This window comes from Tsuneonella suprasediminis (assembly GCF_003605755.1).
In the GTDB taxonomy this organism is placed as follows: domain Bacteria; phylum Pseudomonadota; class Alphaproteobacteria; order Sphingomonadales; family Sphingomonadaceae; genus Tsuneonella; species Tsuneonella suprasediminis.
The window spans coordinates 64,954-85,558 of record NZ_RAHJ01000021.1 but is presented as its reverse complement, the minus strand read 5'-3'; the positions used below and the strand labels follow the sequence as shown (position 1 = coordinate 85,558).

23 protein-coding genes and 1 other RNA gene are annotated in these 20,605 nt (G+C 61.8%); 10 read left to right on the top strand and 14 right to left on the bottom strand.

Annotation, left to right across the window (positions count from 1 at the left end; all coding sequences use genetic code 11):
* Nucleotides 1-225: 225 nt before the first annotated feature.
* Nucleotides 226-2,286 carry an NAD(+) synthase gene (locus D6858_RS13390; protein WP_120111942.1) on the top strand — a complete coding sequence of 687 codons (2,061 nt, stop codon included), beginning with the start codon at nt 226-228 and terminating at the stop codon, nt 2,284-2,286.
* Nucleotides 2,279-3,184 (top strand): DMT family transporter, encoded by a 906-nt coding sequence (locus tag D6858_RS13385; RefSeq protein ID WP_225081680.1) that lies wholly within the window; start codon nt 2,279-2,281, stop codon nt 3,182-3,184. Before D6858_RS13390 ends, D6858_RS13385 begins: the two co-directional genes overlap by 8 nt.
* Before the next feature lie 42 nt (nt 3,185-3,226).
* On the opposite strand, the gene D6858_RS13380 is transcribed toward D6858_RS13385, so the two are convergent.
* Together D6858_RS13380 and D6858_RS13375 are read right to left on the bottom strand one after the other, a co-directional pair.
* Nucleotides 3,227-4,303: a branched-chain amino acid aminotransferase gene (locus D6858_RS13380; RefSeq protein WP_120111524.1), complete on the bottom strand. Its 1,077-nt coding sequence runs from the start codon at nt 4,301-4,303 to the stop codon at nt 3,227-3,229.
* 472 nt (nt 4,304-4,775) lie between these two features.
* On the bottom strand, nt 4,776-5,330 hold the full coding sequence (locus D6858_RS13375; protein ID WP_120111521.1) for a hypothetical protein: 555 nt from the start codon (nt 5,328-5,330) through the stop codon (nt 4,776-4,778).
* A gap of 51 nt (nt 5,331-5,381) precedes the next feature.
* Here D6858_RS13375 and D6858_RS13370 point away from each other — a divergent pair, with 51 nt between their 5' ends.
* The 3 genes from D6858_RS13370 to D6858_RS13360 all read left to right on the top strand — a co-directional run bounded on the left by D6858_RS13370 (nt 5,382) and on the right by D6858_RS13360 (nt 7,039).
* Nucleotides 5,382-6,119, top strand: coding sequence for a TlyA family RNA methyltransferase (locus tag D6858_RS13370; protein WP_120111518.1), 738 nt, complete (start codon nt 5,382-5,384; stop codon nt 6,117-6,119).
* A gap of 77 nt (nt 6,120-6,196) precedes the next feature.
* Nucleotides 6,197-6,754 (top strand): TspO/MBR family protein, encoded by a 558-nt coding sequence (locus D6858_RS13365; protein WP_120111515.1) that lies wholly within the window; start codon nt 6,197-6,199, stop codon nt 6,752-6,754.
* 36 nt (nt 6,755-6,790) lie between these two features.
* Nucleotides 6,791-7,039 carry an accessory factor UbiK family protein gene (locus D6858_RS13360; RefSeq protein WP_120111512.1) on the top strand — a complete coding sequence of 83 codons (249 nt, stop codon included), beginning with the start codon at nt 6,791-6,793 and terminating at the stop codon, nt 7,037-7,039.
* A 708-nt stretch (nt 7,040-7,747) separates the two neighbouring features.
* Here the strand turns inward: D6858_RS13360 and recF are convergent.
* The gene (gene recF, locus D6858_RS13355) at nt 7,748-8,845 is read right to left on the bottom strand and encodes a DNA replication/repair protein RecF (RefSeq protein ID WP_120111509.1); all 1,098 of its coding nucleotides are present in this window, start codon (nt 8,843-8,845) and stop codon (nt 7,748-7,750) included.
* A gap of 227 nt (nt 8,846-9,072) precedes the next feature.
* Here recF and D6858_RS16225 point away from each other — a divergent pair, with 227 nt between their 5' ends.
* On the top strand, nt 9,073-9,204 hold the full coding sequence (locus tag D6858_RS16225; protein ID WP_276308692.1) for a hypothetical protein: 132 nt from the start codon (nt 9,073-9,075) through the stop codon (nt 9,202-9,204).
* Nucleotides 9,201-9,419: a PspC domain-containing protein gene (locus D6858_RS13350; protein ID WP_102154351.1), complete on the top strand. Its 219-nt coding sequence runs from the start codon at nt 9,201-9,203 to the stop codon at nt 9,417-9,419. Before D6858_RS16225 ends, D6858_RS13350 begins: the two co-directional genes overlap by 4 nt.
* A gap of 29 nt (nt 9,420-9,448) precedes the next feature.
* Here D6858_RS13350 and D6858_RS13345 read toward each other — a convergent pair whose 3' ends face one another.
* From D6858_RS13345 to D6858_RS13320, 6 genes are read right to left on the bottom strand one after another with little or no spacing between them, the layout of a single operon-like run.
* Nucleotides 9,449-10,231, bottom strand: a complete 783-nt coding sequence (locus D6858_RS13345) for an SDR family oxidoreductase (RefSeq protein WP_120111506.1) — start codon at nt 10,229-10,231, stop codon at nt 9,449-9,451.
* Between the two features lies 1 nt (nt 10,232).
* Nucleotides 10,233-10,772, bottom strand: a complete 540-nt coding sequence (locus D6858_RS13340; protein WP_120111503.1) for an NUDIX hydrolase — start codon at nt 10,770-10,772, stop codon at nt 10,233-10,235.
* A gap of 59 nt (nt 10,773-10,831) precedes the next feature.
* Entirely contained in the window at nt 10,832-11,506 is a 675-nt protein-coding gene (locus tag D6858_RS13335; protein WP_120111500.1) for a TPM domain-containing protein, read from the bottom strand.
* Entirely contained in the window at nt 11,506-12,309 is an 804-nt protein-coding gene (locus tag D6858_RS13330; RefSeq protein ID WP_120111496.1) for a TPM domain-containing protein, read from the bottom strand. The genes D6858_RS13335 and D6858_RS13330 overlap by 1 nt, the downstream gene beginning before the upstream one ends.
* Nucleotides 12,306-12,839 (bottom strand): TPM domain-containing protein, encoded by a 534-nt coding sequence (locus D6858_RS13325; RefSeq protein ID WP_120111492.1) that lies wholly within the window; start codon nt 12,837-12,839, stop codon nt 12,306-12,308. Before D6858_RS13325 ends, D6858_RS13330 begins: the two co-directional genes overlap by 4 nt.
* Nucleotides 12,840-12,846: 7 nt before the next feature.
* The gene (locus tag D6858_RS13320) at nt 12,847-13,524 is read right to left on the bottom strand and encodes a LemA family protein (protein WP_120111489.1); all 678 of its coding nucleotides are present in this window, start codon (nt 13,522-13,524) and stop codon (nt 12,847-12,849) included.
* A 140-nt stretch (nt 13,525-13,664) separates the two neighbouring features.
* Between D6858_RS13320 and mscL (D6858_RS13315) the strand changes: the two genes are divergently transcribed.
* From mscL (D6858_RS13315) to ssrA, 3 genes are all read left to right on the top strand, one after another.
* The gene (mscL, locus tag D6858_RS13315; RefSeq protein WP_120111486.1) at nt 13,665-14,147 is read left to right on the top strand and encodes a large conductance mechanosensitive channel protein MscL; all 483 of its coding nucleotides are present in this window, start codon (nt 13,665-13,667) and stop codon (nt 14,145-14,147) included.
* A 125-nt stretch (nt 14,148-14,272) separates the two neighbouring features.
* On the top strand, nt 14,273-14,695 hold the full coding sequence (gene mscL, locus D6858_RS13310; RefSeq protein WP_120111483.1) for a large conductance mechanosensitive channel protein MscL: 423 nt from the start codon (nt 14,273-14,275) through the stop codon (nt 14,693-14,695).
* Between the two features lie 35 nt (nt 14,696-14,730).
* Nucleotides 14,731-15,074: a transfer-messenger RNA gene (gene ssrA / locus D6858_RS13305) on the top strand.
* Nucleotides 15,075-15,362: 288 nt separating this feature from the next.
* Here the strand turns inward: ssrA and D6858_RS13300 are convergent.
* The 5 genes from D6858_RS13300 to rsmA all read right to left on the bottom strand — a co-directional run bounded on the left by D6858_RS13300 (nt 15,363) and on the right by rsmA (nt 20,051).
* Nucleotides 15,363-15,599 carry a hypothetical protein gene (locus tag D6858_RS13300; RefSeq protein WP_120111481.1) on the bottom strand — a complete coding sequence of 79 codons (237 nt, stop codon included), beginning with the start codon at nt 15,597-15,599 and terminating at the stop codon, nt 15,363-15,365.
* Between the two features lie 119 nt (nt 15,600-15,718).
* Complete coding sequence (locus D6858_RS13295) at nt 15,719-16,969, bottom strand: N-succinylarginine dihydrolase (RefSeq protein WP_120111937.1); 1,251 nt, start codon at nt 16,967-16,969, stop codon at nt 15,719-15,721.
* A complete protein-coding gene (locus tag D6858_RS13290; protein ID WP_120111478.1) occupies nt 16,966-17,982 on the bottom strand; it encodes an arginine N-succinyltransferase in 1,017 nt (338 codons plus the stop codon). Before D6858_RS13290 ends, D6858_RS13295 begins: the two co-directional genes overlap by 4 nt.
* Nucleotides 17,979-19,181: a hydrolase gene (locus D6858_RS13285; RefSeq protein ID WP_120111474.1), complete on the bottom strand. Its 1,203-nt coding sequence runs from the start codon at nt 19,179-19,181 to the stop codon at nt 17,979-17,981. The genes D6858_RS13290 and D6858_RS13285 overlap by 4 nt, the downstream gene beginning before the upstream one ends.
* Nucleotides 19,182-19,214: 33 nt before the next feature.
* The gene (gene rsmA / locus D6858_RS13280) at nt 19,215-20,051 is read right to left on the bottom strand and encodes a 16S rRNA (adenine(1518)-N(6)/adenine(1519)-N(6))-dimethyltransferase RsmA (RefSeq protein WP_120111471.1); all 837 of its coding nucleotides are present in this window, start codon (nt 20,049-20,051) and stop codon (nt 19,215-19,217) included.
* Between the last annotated feature and the right edge of the window lie 554 nt (nt 20,052-20,605).

The window sequence follows — 20,605 nt, the reverse complement described above, 5'->3', positions numbered from 1 at the left end:
GCATGGCGTGAATGTCACGATCCCCCGCTAACGGCGGAGGAGTTCGGGCGTATTTATGGCGACCCGCAACCCTGGCCCAGTCGCACCGTGTATGGCTGGGAAACCAAGGGCAAAATCCCTCGCGCCGCAGTTCAGCGTAAGCTGGCGGAACTTGGGATTGCCAATCCCGCAGACTGGCTGGAACCTTTTCAACACCCCGCGCATTCGCCGGAGAATATCCCCGACATGACCGATCAGACTCATCCGTTTTTCGCGCTGCACACACATGGGTTGGTGCGAATTGCCACATCCACGCCCAAGGTGCGGACGGCGGACGTTACCTTCAATCGCGACGCCATTCTGGGTGAAGCGCGGCGGGCGCACGATGCCCATGTCGATCTGGTGGTCTATCCCGAAATGTGCCTGTCGTCTTATGCGCTTGACGATCTGCACTTGCAAACGGCCTTGCACGAGGCGGTCGAGGCCGCTTTGGCGGTAATTGTCAGCGCCAGCGCGGATATTCAGCCCATGTTGCTGATCGGTGCGCCGCTGCGGCACAACGGGCGAATCTATAACTGCGCGCTGGCAATCCATCGCGGCCGCATCCTGGGCGCGGTGCCGAAGAGTTACCTGCCGAACTATCGCGAATTCTATGAAAAGCGCTGGTTTGCGAACGGGCGTTCGATTGTCGGGTTGGAAACGCAGATCAACGGCGAGACGGTGCCATTCGGGACCGATCTGATCTTCGCTGCCAACGATATTCCCGGTTTCCGGGTGGCGATGGAAATCTGCGAAGATTTCTGGGCACCGATCCCGCCATCGACTTATGCCGCGCTGGCCGGGGCGACCGTGCTGGCGAACCTGTCCGCCTCCAACATCACTATCGGCAAATCCGACGAACGTCACATGCTGTGTAGCGCGCATGCCAGCCGCGCCGTTGCCGCCTATGTCTATTCCGCCGCTGGCCACGGGGAAAGCACCACCGATATGGCGTGGGACGGGCAGGGGATGATATATGAACTGGGCGAACTGATGGCGGAAAGCGAGCGTTTCAGCCTCGAACCCGAACTGTGCATTGCCGATGTCGATTGCGCGCGCATCCTGTCCGAACGGATGCGGATGCAGACCTTCAACGACGCGGCGGAGCAGCACGGGCGGCCAGAGGATCGCTTCCGCACGATCGCGTTCGATCATCCGGTGCCCCAGCACGATATCGGCCTGATCCGGCCTGTGCGGCGGTTCCCTTTTGTCCCCAACCGGCCCGACATGCTCGATGCCGATTGTTTCGAGGCGTTCAATATTCAGGTCGACGGGATCATGCGGCGGATCGAAGCGACGAGTCCGAAATCGCTGGTGATCGGCATTTCCGGCGGCCTCGATTCGACCCACGCACTGGTCGTGGCGGCGAAGGCGTGTGATCGGCTGGGTCTGCCGCGCACGACGATCCGGGGCTATACCATGCCCGGCTTCGCGACTTCCGACGGCACCAAGGCCAACGCCTGGCGGCTGATGGAAACGCTGGGCATTACCGCAGCGGAGATCGATATCCGCCCGGCGGCAACCCGGATGTTGGAAGATATCGGCCACCCGTTCTCCGATGGTCAGCCGGTGTACGACACCACGTTTGAGAACGTGCAGGCGGGTTTGCGAACCGATTACCTCTTCCGGCTGGCGGGGCAGCATGGCGGATGGGTCATCGGCACTGGCGATCTGAGCGAGCTGGCGCTGGGCTGGTGCACATATGGCGTTGGCGATCAGATGAGTCATTATGGCGTCAACGCAGGCGTGCCCAAGACCTTGATCCAGTATCTGATCCGCTGGACCGTGCGAACCGAACAGTTCGATGCCGGTTGCAATGCCGTGCTGGAAGATATCGTTTCGACCGAGATCAGCCCCGAACTGGTGCCGCCCGGCGCAGACGGTGCAATCCAGAGTACAGAGAGCATTATCGGCCCTTACGAACTCAACGACTTCTTCCTCCATCACGTTATCCGTTGGGGGCAGAAGCCAAGTAAAGTGGCGTTTCTGGCCTATCACGCATGGCGCGATGCGAAGCGGGGGCATTGGCCGCTGGCGTTTCCCGATGCCGCCAAACACGCTTACGATCTGCCCACGATCCGGCATTGGCTGGAGAATTTCCTCCGCCGGTTCTTCGGTTTCAGCCAGTTCAAGCGCAGTGCCTTGCCCAACGGGCCCAAGGTGAGCGCTGGCGGTGCGCTCAGCCCGCGTAGCGACTGGCGTGCGCCGAGCGATTCTGTGGCCGATGTCTGGCTCGATGAATTACGTGGGAATGTGCCCGATGAGTGAACACAAGGGTATTGGATTGGGCACGGTCGCAGTACTGGTGCTGTGCAACGTGGTCTGGGCGCTTAACGTCGTCGTCAGCAAGATCGCGGTGGGCGATCTGGGTATGCCGCCGCTGGCGTATGCATTCGGGCGTTCGCTGCTGGTGACGCTGTTTTTGCTGCCTCTGTTGCGCCCCGTACCCAAGCAATTGTGGAAAGTGCTGGCCATCGGCATCGCCATCAGTGGCGGCTCGTTTGCCTTGCTGTCGGTCGGCCTGCGCGATGCCAGCCCGTCGGCATCGGGTATCGTCAGCCTCTCGGGCGCGCCGCTGACGGTGCTGTTCGCTATCCTGTTTCTGGGCGAGCGGGTGCGGTGGAAGCGCGCGTTGGGTATCGCGCTGACATTCCTCGGCGTGATCGTGGCAGTATCATCGCCAGCGGGTGTGGAGAGCGCCGACGGGCTGTGGCTGGTGTTCCTGTCAGCGGTGGTTGGCGCGCTGGGCGCTGTGTTCATTAAGCCGCTGGAGATCAGCTCTATCCGGTTGCAGGCGTGGGCGGGGCTTGGTTCGACGGTTCTGTTGGCGCCGCTATCACTCGCGACTGAGAGCAACCAGTGGGCACCGATCGCGGCCCATCCGGTGGAGCTGATCGGATGCCTGATTTTCGCTTCGCTGCTGGTGTCGGTGGGCGCACACACCGCTTACTATCAGATGTTGCAGCGGCATGAGACGAACGAGGTCGTCCCGCTCACTCTGCTGACGCCGCTGTTCACCATTGCGCTGGGGGCATGGCTGACGGGCGATCCCATCGGCGCACGCCTGCTGATCGGTGCGGGCATCGCGATTACAGGCGTGTCGGTGATCGTCCTGCGGCCGAGCACGACTTTCGCCAAACGCTATCTGGTGCGGAGCCGGTTGTAGTCGATCCTGCCGCCCCTCTCTGTAACCCGGGGGGGCGTTCGCTCAGATGGTGCTGACCCAGCCGTGCGGGTCGGGCACTGTGCCGCGCTGAATGCCGACCAGCGTTTCGCGCAGTTTCTGGGTGAGCTGGCCGGGGCCACCGCTGCCGATGGTGAAGGCACCATCGGGGCCTTCGACTTTGCCGACCGGAGTGACGACGGCCGCAGTTCCGCAGGCCATCGTTTCCACCAGCTTTCCGCTTTCGGCATCGGCGCGCCACTGATCGATCGAGTAACGTTCCTCGCGGATCGTCAGCCCCTGTTCTTTCAGTAATTGAATCAGGCTGTTGCGGGTGATTCCGGGCAGGATCGTGCCGGTCAGCGGCGGGGTGATGACAGTGCCATCGTCCATCACGAAGAACAGGTTCATCCCACCCAGTTCTTCGATCCATTTCCGCTCCACCGCGTCGAGGAACACGACCTGATCGTGCCCTTTGGCGATGGCCTCTGCCTGCGGCACCAGACTGGCGGCATAGTTGCCTCCGGTCTTGGCCGCGCCGGTGCCGCCCGGTGCCGCGCGGACATAATCGCGGCTGACCCAGATGCTGACCGCCGGAACGCCCGATTTAAAGTAATTGCCCGCCGGGCTGGCGATCACGAGATACTTGTATTTCTTTGCCGGACGCACGCCCAAAAAGGCTTCCGATGCGAACATGAAGGGGCGCAGATAGAGCGACCCGCCCTCAACGGTGGGAAACCAGTCGGCATCCTTGCGGACCAGTTCGCGCACCGACTGGACAAACACATCCTCCGGCAGATGCGGCATCGCCATCCGGTCGGCCGAAATGTTGAAACGCCGTGCGTTCGCCTCTGGCCGGAACAGGCCGAGATTGCCATCGGGGTGCTTGTAGGCCTTCAGGCCTTCGAAGATTTCCTGAGCATAATGCAGCACACTGGTCGCCGGATCGAGCGCGATGGGTTCGCGCGGGCCGATCACTGCGTTGTGCCAGCCGCGCTCTTCCTCGTAATCGATTGAAATCATGTGGTCGGTGAAGACCGTGCCGAACCCCGGATCGGCAATCGCCTGTTCACGAACATCGGCGGGAGTGGGCGAGGGGTGGGGAAGCTGCGTAAATTCCATAAATTGCGCCTAGTGCCACCGGCGATTCAGGGCAAGAGGAGAGGATGTTTGCCCGTTTCAAGTCTGAGTGAGCGCCGATGCACCGAAGAAGCGATGTAGGAAAGCCGATAAATGAGAAGGGCAGCTCCGCCCGTCGGGAACTGCCCTTCGCATGGTCAGCGGCCAGTGAAGCCGCTCACGAAGCCTCTATCGGCGAAATGAAGACTACCGATAGTGCTCCGCGCGGGTCGTCACCGACCTCCCTGCTGAACCATGAGACATCGGATCACCTCCTTTCGCGCTAGAAAGCCAAACCCTTCGCGTTTCACCGCCGGGTAGAGAACTGCGTTCACCGTCAGTCTCTGCTTGGCAATGTGAGTCGAAATCGATCACAACACAAGCCTTGCAATAATCTTTTTCCACGTCAGTATCGTTTGTTCCGGCATTCGAATGTGCCGGATATTTCATTTCTGCGACAAATGCTTGGCTGCATTCAGCGGCAATCTTCGATCACCCGCGTTATTTCGGGCCAACTCGGCACATAGAGTGGCGCAAGGCCTGCGGTTTCGATGGCGAAGCGACCTTTGGAAATAGCAATCGCATCGAGGAACGGCGATGCAGTAGGCAGAGCGACAGCAACCGCACCGCGGCCACCGGCGTTCACCGGGGTTCCGCTGAACACACGATCCGCCGTTTCCGTACGAATACGGACGGGGAGCGCGGCGCTGGCGGCACCTTCGCGATAGATGGTGACGGAGCGCGCGCTGCGGTCGCATTGCATCCACACCACAGGTGCAGCGCCTTTCTCCCCGAATTGCGCCAGTCCGCCGTTCGCCAGCGGGCGATAGCTCCAGTCCCCTGGCGTTGCGGGAGCATCCATCCAGTTTTCGAATTTGGGCGCAGGGGCTGGCGCCGGAGTCGGCGCGGGTGCCTGCTCCACCGGTTTCGGTGCCGGTGTGGGCACGATGCGGGGCGCGCTGCAACCGGCCACAACCAGGCACGCAACGGCGATTGAAGAACGAAATGTCAGGCGGATTGGGCGAATCATCGTCTCTCCTGGTTTCACTCTGGCGCAACGCACGCTAGGCGTTTTGGGTCCATGACGAAGAAACGCCGCCTTGACCAGTTGCTCGTGGAACGCGGGCTGGCCGAAAGCCGCACCCGTGCACAGGCGCTGGTGATGGCCGGCCTCGTATTTTCCGGGGAAACCAAGCTGGTAAAACCGGGGCACCAGATCGCCGAGGATGCCGCGCTCGATGTGCGCGGGCGCGACCACCCGTGGGTTTCGCGCGGCGGGATCAAGCTGGCCCATGCCATCGAACACTTCGCGCTCGATCCGACAGGGGCAGTGGCGATGGATATCGGCAGTTCGACCGGCGGGTTTACCGACGTCTTGCTGCAGAACGGGGCGGAGCGGGTGTTCGCGGTCGATTCGGGCACCAACCAGCTGGCGTGGAAACTGCGGCAGGATCCGCGGGTGACGGTGCTGGAGCAGACCAGCGCGCGAATCCTTACGCCGGAGATGATCGACGCGCCGTGCAACTGGGTGGTGTGCGATGCCAGCTTTATCGGCCTTGCCAAAGTGCTGGAGAATCCGCTCCAGCTTGCCGCTCCGCAATGTGGCCTCGTGGCGCTTATCAAGCCGCAATTCGAAGTGGGGCGCGAAGAGGTGGGCAAGGGCGGCGTAGTGCGCGACCCTGCCTTGCGCCAGCGCGTGTGCGATGAAGTGCGGGCATGGATCGAAGGGCTGGGCTGGACAGTACAGGGCATTGTCGAAAGCCCGATCACCGGGCCGGAAGGCAATGTGGAGTTTCTCATCTCGGCACACCGTGGATGAAATGTGCGCCCCGCATGTTGCGGTGCAGTAAGGCTGCGGCCAATATCGGATGAACGAATCACTAACCGGGAGGACACATGACCGGCATTGCATCGCGCGGACAATTGCGCGCCAGCTTCATCCGCTGGACGTTGTTCACTGTTCCGCTCGTCATGCTGCTCGGTTTCCTTTCGGGTCGATTGTCGGGCAGCGGTGCCGACAGTATCTGGTTTCAATCGCTGGATGTGCCCGCCACTTTCCCCGATCCGATCTGGTTCGGTATCGTGTGGACCGTGCTTTATGTGTTGATGGGGCTTTCGCTGGCGGTCGTCTGCACTGCGTGGGGCGCGCGCTGGCGCGCCGCAGCGATTGCGGTGTTTATCGTGCAACTGATCGTCAATCTGGCGTGGTCGCCGGTGTTCTTCCTGTATCATCGGATCGACACTGCGCTGGTGGTGATCGCTGTGCTCGATGTGCTGGTGGTGCTGACCATCGTGCTGTTCTGGCGCGTACGCCGGATGGCGGCACTGCTGTTGCTGCCGTATCTGGCATGGATCGCCTTTGCCACCTTGCTGAACTGGCAGTTTCTGCAGCTTAACCCCGACGGTGGGATTACCGAGCACGGCGGGGCGGCGGTACAGCGGATGAATATCTGACTTGCCGAGCGCGTCGGCTGGGCGCAAATAGCACCCATGCAAAGCGAAAACCCACTGATCGCCGATTTCGTGAAAATGGCCAATGCCGCCGCCGGTACGTTCGCCGGGATGACGCGTGAGGCGCGCGAAGGCGCGCGCGACCGGATGAAGGAGGCGCTGGGCGGCCTCGACTTCGTGAGCCGGGAAGAGTTCGACACAGTCAAGGAAATGGCCTCCCGCGCACGGGAAGAGAACGAGAAGCTGGCCGAACGTATCGCCGCGCTGGAAGCCAAACTGAAGGCATAAGCCAGCGCGGCCCGTGCAGCGGCGCGGCGCGTTTCCCATTGCCGGAATGCGGTCCATGTCTTGCGCTTTCGCGGGCCGTTTCCGCCTGCCGGAGTGAGAGACATGGACCACATGTTACACTGTCCTGAGCGAAAAAAGTCACCTTCCGGCAAAGGGCTGGCACAAGGCGGCTGTCAGCACGGAAGATCAGGGTAGCCATGCAGCCCAAGATGGCAAAGCGGGGGCGTGTAGGACAGGCTAACCTCGTGCCTTAGTGTCTTCGTGTGAACCAGACATACCCGCAGAAATACAAGTTCAGCGGACACCCACCTCGTCATCCTTGCGAACGCAAGTTAGAAATCGATGAGGCGACGTTTCTGCCTAATGCATCGGTTGCGATGGAGGCGCAGTGCCGCCCATGGATTGCCACGTCGCTACGCTCCTCGCAATGACGAGGGGAGAGGGTGCCCTTGTCACAATTCTGCGCAAGCGCGGTGGTGTTGAGCAAGCGTTTGCGGTGCCACACGAGCCCACCAACCAGGGCCACCTCGTGTCTTAGTGTCTTCGTGTGAATCAAAACGGCCACCAACGACACTCACCTCTCTGCTTGTCCTTGCGTACGAAGCGAAGCAATCCGTCGGGGCGGCGCTTCTGCCCAGCGCATCGGTTGCCCTGTCGCCTGCGGCTCCTCGCAATGACGAGGGGCAGGGTGGTCATGTCTGGCCAGCGTCACCTCGCAACCCACCCCTCGTGCTGCACGATCCCGCCATTCACGCGCCACACCGCCGCATCCGCGCCCAGCGCCGCGAACGGTGCGCTCTCGGTGCCGGTGAACCACACTTGCGCGCCCGAATCCGCCAGCCGCGCAAACAACGCCTCGCGCCGCACGGGGTCGAGGTGGGCGGCCACTTCGTCCAGCAGCAGCAAGCTGGCGCGCCCTTGGGCCGCCAGCCCGGCGTGGGCCAGCGTGATGGCGATCAGCATCGCTTTCTGTTCGCCGGTCGAGCAGCGATCGGCGGGTTGTTGCTTGCCCGCCATCCGCACCGCCAGTTCGTCACGATGCGGGCCGGTCAGAGTGCGCCCTGCGGCGCGTTCGCGCGGGCGAGCGGCACGCAGTGCCTCGCGCAAGGCGTCGGACGCGGTCGGGCCGCCGGGTTGATAGGTCAGTTCGGGCCGGGCGAAAGGTTCGCTGGGCAACCGTGCCAGTTCGGCGCGTAAGGCAGCGATCAACCGTTCCCGCCCGCTGGCCAGCGCCGCGCCATACTCCGCCATTTGAGACTCGATCCCTTCCAGCCACGTCGGATCGGGCGCATCGTTGCCGGAAAGCAGGCGATTGCGTTCGCGCAGCGCATTTTCGTAGCGGGCTGCGTTGCGCGCATGGCTGGCGTCGAGCGCCACCGTCAGCCGGTCCATATAGCGCCGCCGCGCGCCCGCACTGTCGGCAAACAGGCGGTCCATCGCCGGGGTCAGCCAGGATATCGCCAGCCATTCGCCTAATGACACCGCGCTCGCTTCCGCGCCGTTGACCCGCACCAGCCGCCGGCCGGGGCGCGCCGCTTCGGCCAGAGTGCCAAGCCGCACGGGTTCTTCGCCCTGTGCGATCAGCGAGGCACCCACGGAGAATCCGCCCGGCCCATCGCTGCCCGCCATTTCGGCCAGCGGTGCGCGGCGCAGGCCGCGGCCGGGCGCGAATAGCGATATCGCTTCCAGTACATTGGTTTTCCCTGCGCCGTTTTCGCCCACCAGCAGATTGAACCGCGCCGTACCGTCGAGCGTGGTCGCGCGGTGGTTGCGGAAGCCGGAGAGGGAGATGCGGTCGAGCGCCATCGGGACGAGGAGCGATAGCCGGGGCGGGCGGGGCAGGCCACCCGGAAAGTGCGATCCCAATAGTTGGTGAAATTTCCAGAACATGAGCGGTTGATGAATGGTCTGTCAGCTAACCAGAAAGCAAAAAGCGCGGAATTCCGCCATTTTTCAAAACTGGCACGGCCCCTGCAATCATTGTGGCATCAGCCGGACACGGTGTTCGGCATCACATTGAAAGGGAAAATATCATGCAAATCTTCAACCGCCTCAGCGACAAAGCCGCCGCCGCCGTGATGTCGCTCGGTCTGACCGTTGCCGTATTCGCATTCGCTATCGTGCCGACGGTGAACCCGGTGCTGACCTCGGCGGTGCTGGTATGAGCCGCTTCGACACCGACAAGCCGATGGTCCAGCCTTCTCGCAAGGGCTTCGCGCTGGACCGGCAACACAGCAAGGTTTTCGGGGTCTGCGGCGGGATCGCCAATTACTTCGGGATCGATCCGCTGATCGTCCGCATCGTGTTTGTTGCAGGCACGATCCTTGGCTTCGGTTCGCTGCTGCTGGTCTATCTGGGGATTGCCCTGATTGCCGACTGAGGGAGCCCGCAGGCTCCCTCACAGCCGCATCACATCGCGCTGATGCCGCCGTCCAGCTTCAGTTCGGCAGCGGTCATGAAGCTGCTTTCGTCACTGGCGAGGAACAGTACCCCATCGGCGATTTCCTGTGGCGCACCCACCCGCTTGAGCGGAATTTGACGCGCCAGTTTGCCCATCACCACGTCTTTTTCGATACCTGCGTTCTTCGATATTCCGTCGAGGATGGGGGTGTCCACGAATGTCGGGTGGACTGAATTGCAGCGGATATTCCACCCCATTTTGGCGCAATAGAGCGCGACCGATTTCGACAGCATCCACACCGCCGCCTTGCTGGCGTTATAGCCCGGCATGGTATCGCTGGCGATCAGCCCGGCAATGGAACTGATATTGACGATCGATCCGGGCTGATGATCCTTCATCAGCGGCAATGCCTTCTGACAGCCAAGGAATACCGAATCGACGTTAATCGCGAAGCCGCGCCGCCATTCTTCCAGCGTGCAGGTTTCGATATTGCCACGCACACCGACCCCGGCATTGTTGACCAGCACCGACAGCCCGCCCAGAAAATCGCGCGCCGCCTCTATCGCTGCGTCCCACTGGGCGGGGTCGGTCACATCGTGTTCGATGGCATAGGCGGTGCCCGCGCCATATTCGGCATCGATCGCAGCGGCCGTTTCCACGGCGCCAGAGCCGTTGATATCGGTGCACAGAACCCGCGCCCCTTCGCGTGCCAGCGTGTGCGCGTGTGCTGCGCCGAGCCCTTGCGCCGCGCCTGTCACCAGCGCCAGCTTGCCCGCTACCCGTCCTGCCATTTCATTCTCCCGCATTCAGCGCGCCTGCCATCAGCAGACCCATTATTCGAACGTCGATCCCAACGCCCGCTTTCCTGCGCTTTTCAACGAAACCGGGTATTTCGGCAAGGGGGATGCGGTGGACAGTGATATCTTCGCTTTCGGTTCCGCCACCGGGGCCGACCTGTGTCAGATCGCTCGCCCGCACCAGCGTGAAGCTTTCGCTGACCATGCCGGGGGAGGAATAGAATTCGCCCAGCGATTCGAGCGTGGCGGCGCGCCAGCCAGTCTCTTCCTCCAGTTCGCGACCGGCAGCGGCCAGCGGGCCTTCCCCGGCGAAGCTCTCGTCATCGCCCACCAGCCCGGCGGGTAGTTCGAGGCAGGGTTTGCCCAGCGGCACGCGATACTGTTCGACCAGCAGGATATGCCCATCCTGCACCGCCAGTATTACTGCGGCGCGGATATTGTTGGGCCGCCCGACATATTCCCATTTCCCCCGCGTTTTGGCGGTAATGTATTTCCCCTGCCACACGATCTGTTCGGGGGCATTGCGGTCGTCCATCGTATGTCCTTGGTTTGGGGTGGGTCAGAACCTGCGGACGGCGTGCCGCTGCCCGCCGATCAGACTTCGATCAGACGGTCGGGCAATTCATTGACATCGTCGTCTGCGCGCGGAAAATGTTCCGCCAGCACGATCCCGACATCGCGGATGCCTGCCGCCAGCCCGTGGGCCACGCGGCCCTGCTTAATTTCCGCCAGCATATCGGCCATCGCTTCGCCCCATACCTCTGCCGGGACGATCGCGGCGATAGCTTCGTCAGCGACGATTTCGGCGCGGTGTTCCTGCATCGACAGGTAGATAAGAATGCCCGTGCGGCCGTGGGTGCGCCGTTCCGCGCCGACCTTGAACAGAGCCACCGCCCGTTCGCGCACCCGTGCACTTTTTACAGGGGAGGGGACCAGCAGCATCCGCAATGGTTGCCACAGCAATATCAGCCAGACGGAGACGAATTTGGCGATGGCGATGATCGCCGCCAGCGTCAGCAGCGCGCGCGGGGTCCATTCATGGTTCCATCCGCCGAGCAGCCAATCGACCTTAGGCAGATAGAAATCGGGGAACATCGCCACCACCGCCAGTGCGGTGATCGCGGCCAGAATTGCCCAGCCCAGCTGAATGTCGCTATACCCATCAGACCGGTTGGCCAGCACGGTCACTATTTCGCCTGCCGTTTCCGATTCCGCTGCGGCGACCGCCTGCGTAATCAGTTCACGTTCGCTGTCGGTCATCGCACCCATTACCAGCCCCCCGATGCGCCGCCGCCGCCGAAGCTGCCGCCGCCGCCAGAAAATCCGCCACCACCGCCGAAGCCGCCACCGCCGCCCCAGCCGGAGTCGCTATCGAACCCGCGCGCCGCAGCCTTGCCCGCTTCCCACAACAGGATATCGCCCATCGTGCTGCCCGTGAGCGATCCATTGTATCGCCGCCCGCCGCGACGGCGGAACAGCGGCAGGACGAAGAATATCAGGACGAAGATCACCCACACGATTGTGCTGGGGGGGATGTCTTTGCTGCTCTGGCGCTTGTCCGCCTCTGCGGCGATCTGCTGCGCCTGATCTGCGGGTAATTGCAGTTGTTTGATGATTGCATCGGTCCCGGCCCCGATCCCGCCGGGCATATCCCCTGCTTTGAAGCGGGGCAGAATATCGTTCTGGATAATCAGGCTGGAAAGCCCGTCGGTCAGCACCGGTTCCAGCCCGTAACCCACTTCGATCCGCACTTTGCGTTCGTTGGGCGCGACCAACAGGATCGCCCCATCGTTGCGCCCTTTATCGCCCAATCCCCAGTGTCGCCCGAGCTGATACCCATAATCCGAAATTTCGTAGCCATTCAGGCTGGGCACTGTGGCAACCACCAGTTGCCGCTGCGACTGGGTTTCGAGCGCAGCCAGCTTCTGGGTCAACTGCGCCTCGACCTCAGGCGGCAGAATATTGGCCGCATCGACCACCCGGCCGGTGAGCGGCGGAAACTCCTGCGCCGATGCCGGCAGCGCGAACAGCGCAAGCATCAGTGCGGCAAAGATAGTGCGAAGAAACGTCATGTGGTTTGTCTCGCTGTAGCGCGCAATTGTGCCGCGATACGATCGACGCCGACTATCGTGCCTGCGGCTATATCGCCGGTTCTGTATCGGGCGACCATTTCTCGCATGATCTGTTCGCAAAACGGGTTGGGCAGCGCTTTCTCCAGCCCGGTCCCGACTTCTATCCGGGCTTGCCGTTCGTTGGGTGCGATCAGGATCATCACTCCGTCGTTGCGTTCGGCGCTGCCAATTCCCCAGTTGTTCGCCAATGCCATGCTGTAGGCTTTTATCGGTTGCCCGTTGAGCGAACGGGTCGAGACAACGACAAACTGGGCCTGGGTATCGCTTTCGACTGCGGCCAGTTTGTCCGTTAACGCCTTTTCCGTGGCGGGGTCGAAGAGATTGGCATCGTCGACGACCCGCCCGGTAAGTGCAATCGCAGGAGCGGCGCGCTCCGCATGGTCTGCCGTATCGCCGCGACAGGCGGCGGCGGGAGCAACTGAGAGCGCAAGCGCGGCAGCCCTCAGGCAGACATGCGCCAGCGCGCGCATCGCAGCGTCAGTTGGTCGCGGCGGTGGCCGCCGGAGCGGGAGTGTTGTCGTTTGCGCCCGTTGCCGGTGCGGCGGTTGCCGAACCGTTCGGGGTCATGTCCAGCGTCGGCGCGACTTCGGCACCGGGCGTTACCGCTTCATAAGGCACCATCGGTTTCGCGCCATGAATGATCTTGGCACCGATGATATCCGGGAACGTGCGGATCGTGGTGTTATAATCGCGCACCGCTTCGTTATAGTCGCGAATGGCGATGCGAATGCGGTTTTCCTGCCCTTCGAGCTGGCTTTGCAGCATCTGGTAATTGGCGATCGACTTGAGATCGGGATAACGCTCGAAATTGGCGAGCAGGCGGCCCAGTCCGGCACCGAGCTGTTCCTGCGCCTGCTGGAACTGGGCCATCTTGGCGGGATCGTTCAGATCATCGGCACTCAGCTGAATGCTGGTCGCTTTCGCGCGGGCTTCCACCACGCCGGTCAGGATTGCTTTTTCCTGTTCCGCCGCACCTTTGGCCACTTCGGCCAGATTGGGCACGAGATTGGCGCGTTCCTGGAACGCGGCCTGCACATCGGCCCACTTGGCCTTGGCAGCTTCTTCCTTGGTCGGGACCGAGTTGATCCCGCATGCGGCGAGACCGAGCGAAGCCAGCGCGACAATCGCGTAGCGGCCGAAAGAACGGATATTCATTTGTCGAACACACTCCTCTGGTCGCACGCCCTTTGCGCGCGCAATCTGTATTGCTAACATAGCACACCGACTGGGCGTTTCAAGGAACTGCCCACTGCTTTTCCGGTTCGGAGAAAGACCCTTTTGACGGAGACATTTGGATGAACCTGTTTGGCGAATTCCGCAAATTCATCGCTCGTGGCAACGTGCTGGACCTTGCGGTTGGCGTGGTGATCGGTGCGGCTTTCGGCAAAATCACCACTTCGCTCACCGAAGCGATTCTGATGCCGACCATCGGCTGGCTGTTTGGAAGTGTGGACTTCAGCAACTGGTTTATCCGCCTTGGACCGATCCCGCCCTCTTACGAGGGTTCGCCGGATAATTACGAAAGACTGCAACAGGCCGGGGTGGCGATGATCGGGTATGGCGATTTTCTGACTCAGGTGGTCAATTTCCTGATCCTTGCTTTCGCATTGTTTTTGTTGGTGAAAGCGGTGAACCGGGTGCTCGATGCTATTGAGGAGGAGAAGAAAAAAGTCACCGACACTTCGAAAAGCGATGCACTACCGACCGATCCGCAACTGGATGTTTTGCGCGATATCCGCGCCGAATTGCAGGCGATGCGAGAGGCGTCCTCCGATTAATCAGCAGTATGTCTGATGGTTCCGCGCTGGCACTGAGCGATCCTGAGCGGGAAAGGTACTTGGCAGCCCGGCATCGCGCTGCCAGAAACCACCGGATTTGCAGCATAGGTTAAACGGGGGGCGTCGTGCTTTCGGAATTCAAGGAATTCATTGCCAAGGGCAATGTCATGCAACTGGCCGTGGCGGTCATTATCGGGGCAGCGTTCGGCAAGATCGTCACGTCGATGACCGACGATCTGATTATGCCGCTGATCGGTGCGCTGGTGGGCGATGTCGATTTTTCGAACAAGTATGTGGTCCTTTCGGGTGAAGTCGCACCGGGCACTTCGCTGGCCGCTGCGCGCGAGGCGGGGGCCAATGTGCTGGCCTGGGGCAACTTCATTTCGATCGGGATCAATTTCCTGATCCTGGCCTTCGTCATCTTCCTGCTGGTCCGCTATACCAACAAGGTGATGGCGCGGTTCGAGAAGGAAGCGGAAGAAGCCGCTCCGGCAGGCCCGACCGAAGTGGAATTGCTGGCGGAAATTCGCGACGCACTGAAAAAGTGATCGCAAGATACTCATCCTGCGGAATTTTTCCGTAGTCACTTCACATTAAGCCCGCATTCCCTATATCGGGACTGCCGGTTTTTGCTGGCTATGGCGATAAATTGCGGTGTGCAATAGGCACAGCGGACCCGGGGGCAGTACCCGGCGGCTCCACCACCGCTCCCCACAGGGGGCACGATGACGGGGCCGAACTAGGATCGACGTGTGTTGAAAAGCATCGTTTTCGCTCGGGCTGAGTAACCCGTTCAAGGCTCAAAACTTATAAGTGCCAACGACAACGAAGCACTTGCTCTCGCTGCGTAACCTGACGGCCTAACGGCCTGATCTTACAAAGCTTTGAGCACGGTTCGGACCGAACCGGGTAACAGAATCGGAAACCGGGGGCCCGGGGGAGCCTAGCAACAGAATCCCCCACTTCCTTTATTGCTGTGTGGTTTGCCGCATGTTTGTGCGTGGTGGGTTTGATTCACACGAAGACACGAAGGCACAAAGATGTTGGTGCCTGAATGATCTGTTGGTGACTTATCCGCACGCGCAGAATCATAATATTATTCCGCGCAAGCGCGGGGGTATTGAACAGCAACCGTGGCGCAGTACCCACATTCACCAAAAGACCACTTTGTGCCTTCGTGTCTTCGTGTGAACAAAAACACCAACCCCAAAAAAACTACTCCCCAGCCGAAACCCGCCGCTCCTGCTCCATCCGCAAACAGTCGAAAATCTTGGCCCCAGCCAGAAACACCGAACCTGTCGCGGCAAGAAACAGCAGCTTTCCGCCATATCCGGGAAACTGGTGCACATAGGCCATGCCGCGTTCGCAAGCCCCCAGCGCCAGCGCGTAAATGATCAGGCACGCTTCGAAGCGTGTCTTGATCACAAACAGGCGGCGGAGCTTGCGAAACATACCTTCCCCGAAATGCTTAACACGACAACAGCAAATCCCGTGCCAATGGCTAATTGCCGCGGGTTACGACGGTTAACGTGTTCTGCATTGTAAGGTGTGTCGACAGGCGGTCCAGCGCGTTAACCAAGTTCTGCGAGGCCGAGTGTTTCGAGAAGGGACAGTCGTGCGGCGATAACATCTTGAGCGAGCGATTCGCTGCCGACATCGGCGGGATCGATCTGTTCGGGCCAATGCGCCGCTATCGTGTTTTCGAGAAGATCGGCCTTTGCCTCGCTAAGCATGAAGCGGGGATCGACCGTCGCCGGATCGGCCACCACCCGCAGGCGCAGGCAGGCCGGGCCGCCGCCGTTGGCCATCGACTGACGGACATCGACCGGCAGAACCTGCCGGATCGGCCCGTTGCTGGCGACCATCCTGTCCAGCCATGCACTGACCGCCGGGCTATCGGTGCATTCGGTCGGCACGACCAATGCCATTTCGCCGGTCGGCAAAGTCAGCAGTTGCGCGTTGAACAGGTATGTCGCAATCGCTTCGTTCAATGATACCGCATCGGCGGGGACTTCGACCACTTCCAGTCCGGGAAATTTGTCCCGGATCGCATTGTATGCGCCCTGCTGATCCGCGAATGCCTCTGCATGGGTGAACAGCACCCGTTCGTTCGCAACGGCAACGACATCGTTATGAAACGCGCCCGCCGCGATGGCCTTGGGCGCCTGTTCGATAAATACCGTGCGCTCCAGGTCCAGCCCATGCAGGCGGGCGATGGCGCGGCTGGCCTGTTCGTGCTGCCGTGCAGGGAACGCACCGCCGCTGCGGCCATATACGAACACTTCCACCCCGGCGGTATCGTGCCGTTCGCACAGTCGCATATGATTGGCCGCGCCTTCATCCCCGAAAGTCGGCGGCACCGGATCGTGCAGCGCGAAATGCGTGCGGTCGGCAAATGCCAGTGCCAGTTGGCGTGCGGTATCGGGCCATTCCTGCGCCCGGTGCGGCATCGTTACCAGATTGGCCGGAGTCAGATGGCATCGCCCATCCGCCGTATCGCCAGCGGGCGAGACCGTGGCGGCATTGGCGGTCCACATCGAACTGGCCGACCATGCTTGCGCGGTCAGCACCGGATCGGTCGTGTTGTCGGCGCCCAACGCCGCAAGATAGCCTGCATTGGGGCGCGGCAACGGCAGTAGAAATCCCTGCGCCAGCCCCAGCGCCATATTGTGCCGCATCTTCGCTATCCCTTGCAGGGCGGCTGCGCGCGGATAGCTGGCATCGCCCGCATGGCGAGTGGCGGCAAGGTTGCCGAGGCTCAATCCGGCATAGTTGTGACTTGGCCCGACAATTCCATCGAAATTGATCTCTACACAGCTCACCGCGCCACGCTCCACACCGTATCGCCTTCGCTTACGTCGAGCAGATCGGCCGCCTGTGCGTCGATCCGCAGATTGCCGTTGTCGTCGAATGCGCGGATGCCGTAACAACTACGGAATTCCTGCAGGCGCCCCGAAGCGAGGATTGCCTTCTCGCCTTTGTCGAGATCGAACCCGGTCACTTTCGCTGCCTTCGCATCCCTGATCGATACGACATCGTCGGTCTGCGCGGTCATCGTTGGGCCACCGTCGAAAATGTCGACGTAGCCTGCGGCGCGGAAACCTTCGTTTTCCAGCATCCGCATGGCGGCCCGTCCGGTGGGGTGTGGCACGCCGATAGCGGTGCGCGCATCGTCGTCCAGCATCGCGATATAGACCGGGTGCTTGGGCATCAGGTCAGCGATGAACTGATTGCCGTGAATTGCGTTGAAATAATCCGCATCCTGAAAACTCATGCCGAAGAAGCGGCCCGCGACACCATCCCAGAACGGGCTGCCGCCGCGTTCGTCGATAATCCCGCGCAGTTCGGCCAGAATGCGATCGGCAAAGCGCGCCCGGTGCATGGCAATGAACAGATAGCGGCTGCGCGCCAGCAACAGGCCAAGCCCACCTGCACGTTCCCCCGGATGGAGGAACAGGCCGCCGACTTCGCTGGCGCCTTCCAGATCGGTGACGAGGCTGAGCATTTCGGCCCGCACCGTGCGGTCCAGCTCTTTCGAGTGCTGAGTCAGGGTGGTCAGGCGATAGGAATAGAACGGCCAGCGCTGGCCGACCTGCGTCATCAACTGGCACGTGCCGCGGACCGCGCCGGTCTCACCATTTTCCAGCACCAGCACGAACTGTTCGTCGCGCAAGTCGTCTTCCGGGCGGGCAAAGGCATCGGCGGCGCGTTCGAGCTTGGTGGTCAACGCATTGCGGTCGGGCGGTAAGTTGGTGAAACCGCCGCCGGTCAGTTTGGCCATTTCATACAGCGGTTCGAGATCGGCGGGGCGCGCGGCGCGCAGGAGGAAGCTCACAGCGTATCTCCACTGGAAAGACGGGACAGGACGAGCGCGGACAGCGCCGCACGTCCGGATAGGGATGGGACGATCATAAATTCGTCCGGCGAATGAATCTTGCCGCCGCGCACGCCCATCGTATCGACCACGGGAACGCCGGTGGCGGCGATATTGTTGCCGTCGCACACCCCGCCGCTGGCTTGCCAGTCGATATGCTGGCCCAGCACGGCACCGCAGTCGCGCACAAGATCGAACAGCTTTTGCGCCCGTGCACCGACGGGTTTGGGCGGGCGGGTGATGCCGCCGTGGACAGATATGTCCACTTCCTGCGACTGGCGCACTTCGCCCAGCAGGGCGTTCATTTCGGCCACGAAGCGTTCGGCGGCATCGGGTGCCTTGGGGCGGATGTTGAACCGCAGGATCGCGTGATCGGGCACGACGTTGTTGGCCGCACCGCCTTCGATCTTGGCCGGGTTCACGCTGATATCGCTGCGCTGCAATTCCTTCAGCCGTACCGCCAGCGTCGCGGCAGCGACAATCGCATTGCGCCCGTCAAGCGGATTGCGGCCGGCATGGGCCGATTTTCCCGTGACGGTGAGGGAATAATTGCCGCTGCCCCCGCGCGCATGGGCCAGCGTGCCATCGGGCAGAGCGCTCGGTTCGTAGGTCAGCGCGGCATATTTGCCCTGCGCCAGCGCGTCGATCAGTGGGGCGGAGGAAAGCGAGCCGGTTTCTTCATCCGAATTGATCAGCACATCATAGCCCACCTGTGCCGCATCGGGCAAAGTTTCGAACGCGGTCAGCGCGTGGAGGATGACCGACAGGCCACCCTTCATATCGGCAAGACCGGGGCCATTCAGAGTATCGTCGTCGATCCACGTCTGATTCTGAAACGGGTGGTCGGCGGGGAACACCGTGTCCATGTGCCCGGTGAGCAGGAAACGCCGCGGGGCGTCGGGGCGCACCCGCAGCACCATATGCCGACCGTGCGCCTTTTCGAATTCGCGCCCGTCTGCGGCGATGGCGGTCACTGGTGCGGGATCGACCAGTTCGACAGCCCCGGGCAGCGCAGAGAATGCATCGGCCAGCATCGCAGCCTGCGTTGCCAGACCGTCGAGGTTGGCGGTGCCGGTGTTTACTGAAGCCCACGCTTGCACTTGCGCCAGCATTGCTGACTGATCGATCTGCTCTGCGAGGGTTTCGGCAAGTTGTTTCATCGGCAACTTCTCTAGAGGGATAGGCTTGGCTGTCTACCCCAGCGTGCCAAGTGTACGGGCGAGCACGACAAACTCGTCGACCGAAAGAGTTTCGGCGCGGCGCTGCGGATCGATTCCCACGATATCCAGCGCATCGAGCGCGTGTGGCACGCCTTTCAGGCTCTGCCGCAGCATCTTGCGCCGCTGGCCGAAGGCGGCTTCGGTCACACGCTCCAGCAAACGGGCCGATACGCCTTCGGGCTGAGCCTTCGGCGTTACGTGGACGATCGCGCTCATCACTTTGGGGGGAGGGGTGAAGGCACTGCGATGGACCTTCATCGCCAGCTTTGCATCGGACCGCCACTGCGCCAGCACGGCCAGCCTGCCGTATGCGCCGGTGCCGGGCTGGGCGACAATCCGCTGCGCCACTTCGAGCTGGAACATCAGCGTTAGCGAAGTCCACTGCGGTGGCCACTGTTCCCCGCTCAGCCAGCGGACGAACAGCGCGGTGCCCACGTTATAAGGCAGGTTGGCAATCACAGCATAAGGCGCGCCCATCGTCTGCGCGTGATCGATCTTCATCGCGTCGCCTTCGATCACGGAAAGCTGGCCGGGGAACGCTGCGCTCAGTTCCTCCAGCGCGGGCAGGCAGCGGCGATCCATTTCGATGGCGGTGACTTTGCCTCCGGCGCGCAAGATGGCGCGGGTCAGCCCGCCAGGACCGGGGCCGACCTCCAGCACGGGGTGGCCTGCCAGATCGCCGGGAATCGCGGCGATCCGGTCAAGCAGTTGTTCGTCGAGCAGGAAGTTCTGCCCCAGTGCTTTGCTTGCGCTCAGGCCGTGGCGATTGATGACGTCGCGAATGGGGGGCAGGGGTGGGTTTGGATTCACCTGACTGTCTTACGCGCGATTGCGGACGATGCGAAGTCGCGGGCGGGAATTTTCAGGGGGTGAAGGGAATGGAGTGGGAGTAGCTGGTCATATTGAGTCCTATGCGGGAGCGCTGCGTCCAGCGCTCACTTACCATTGCGACATTGCCCGCGCAGCGAAGTAACCCATGATGCGACGGTTCCGCCTGTCGCATCGGTTGTTGGTGAGGCGAGGTGCGGTCCATGGATTGCCACGTCGCCTGCGGCTCCTCGCAATGACGAGGGGAGATGGTGGGGTTAAGGCCAACAGCTTGGCTACCTCCATTACCTCGTTACCCCGTCACTCCGGCCTCCGAGCCGGGGGCCAACTTCCCCCTGCATCGCGCCGTCGAAGAAAAGCGGGGGCCCCGGATCAGGTCCGGGGGATGGATGCGCTTCTCCCCACTCGTCATTGCGAACGCAGTGAAGCAATCCATGACCTGACGTTTCCGCCCATCGCATCGGCTGTGGTTGAGGCGAGGTATGGTTCATGGATTGCCACGTCGCCTGTGGCTACTCGCAATGACGAAGGAAGAG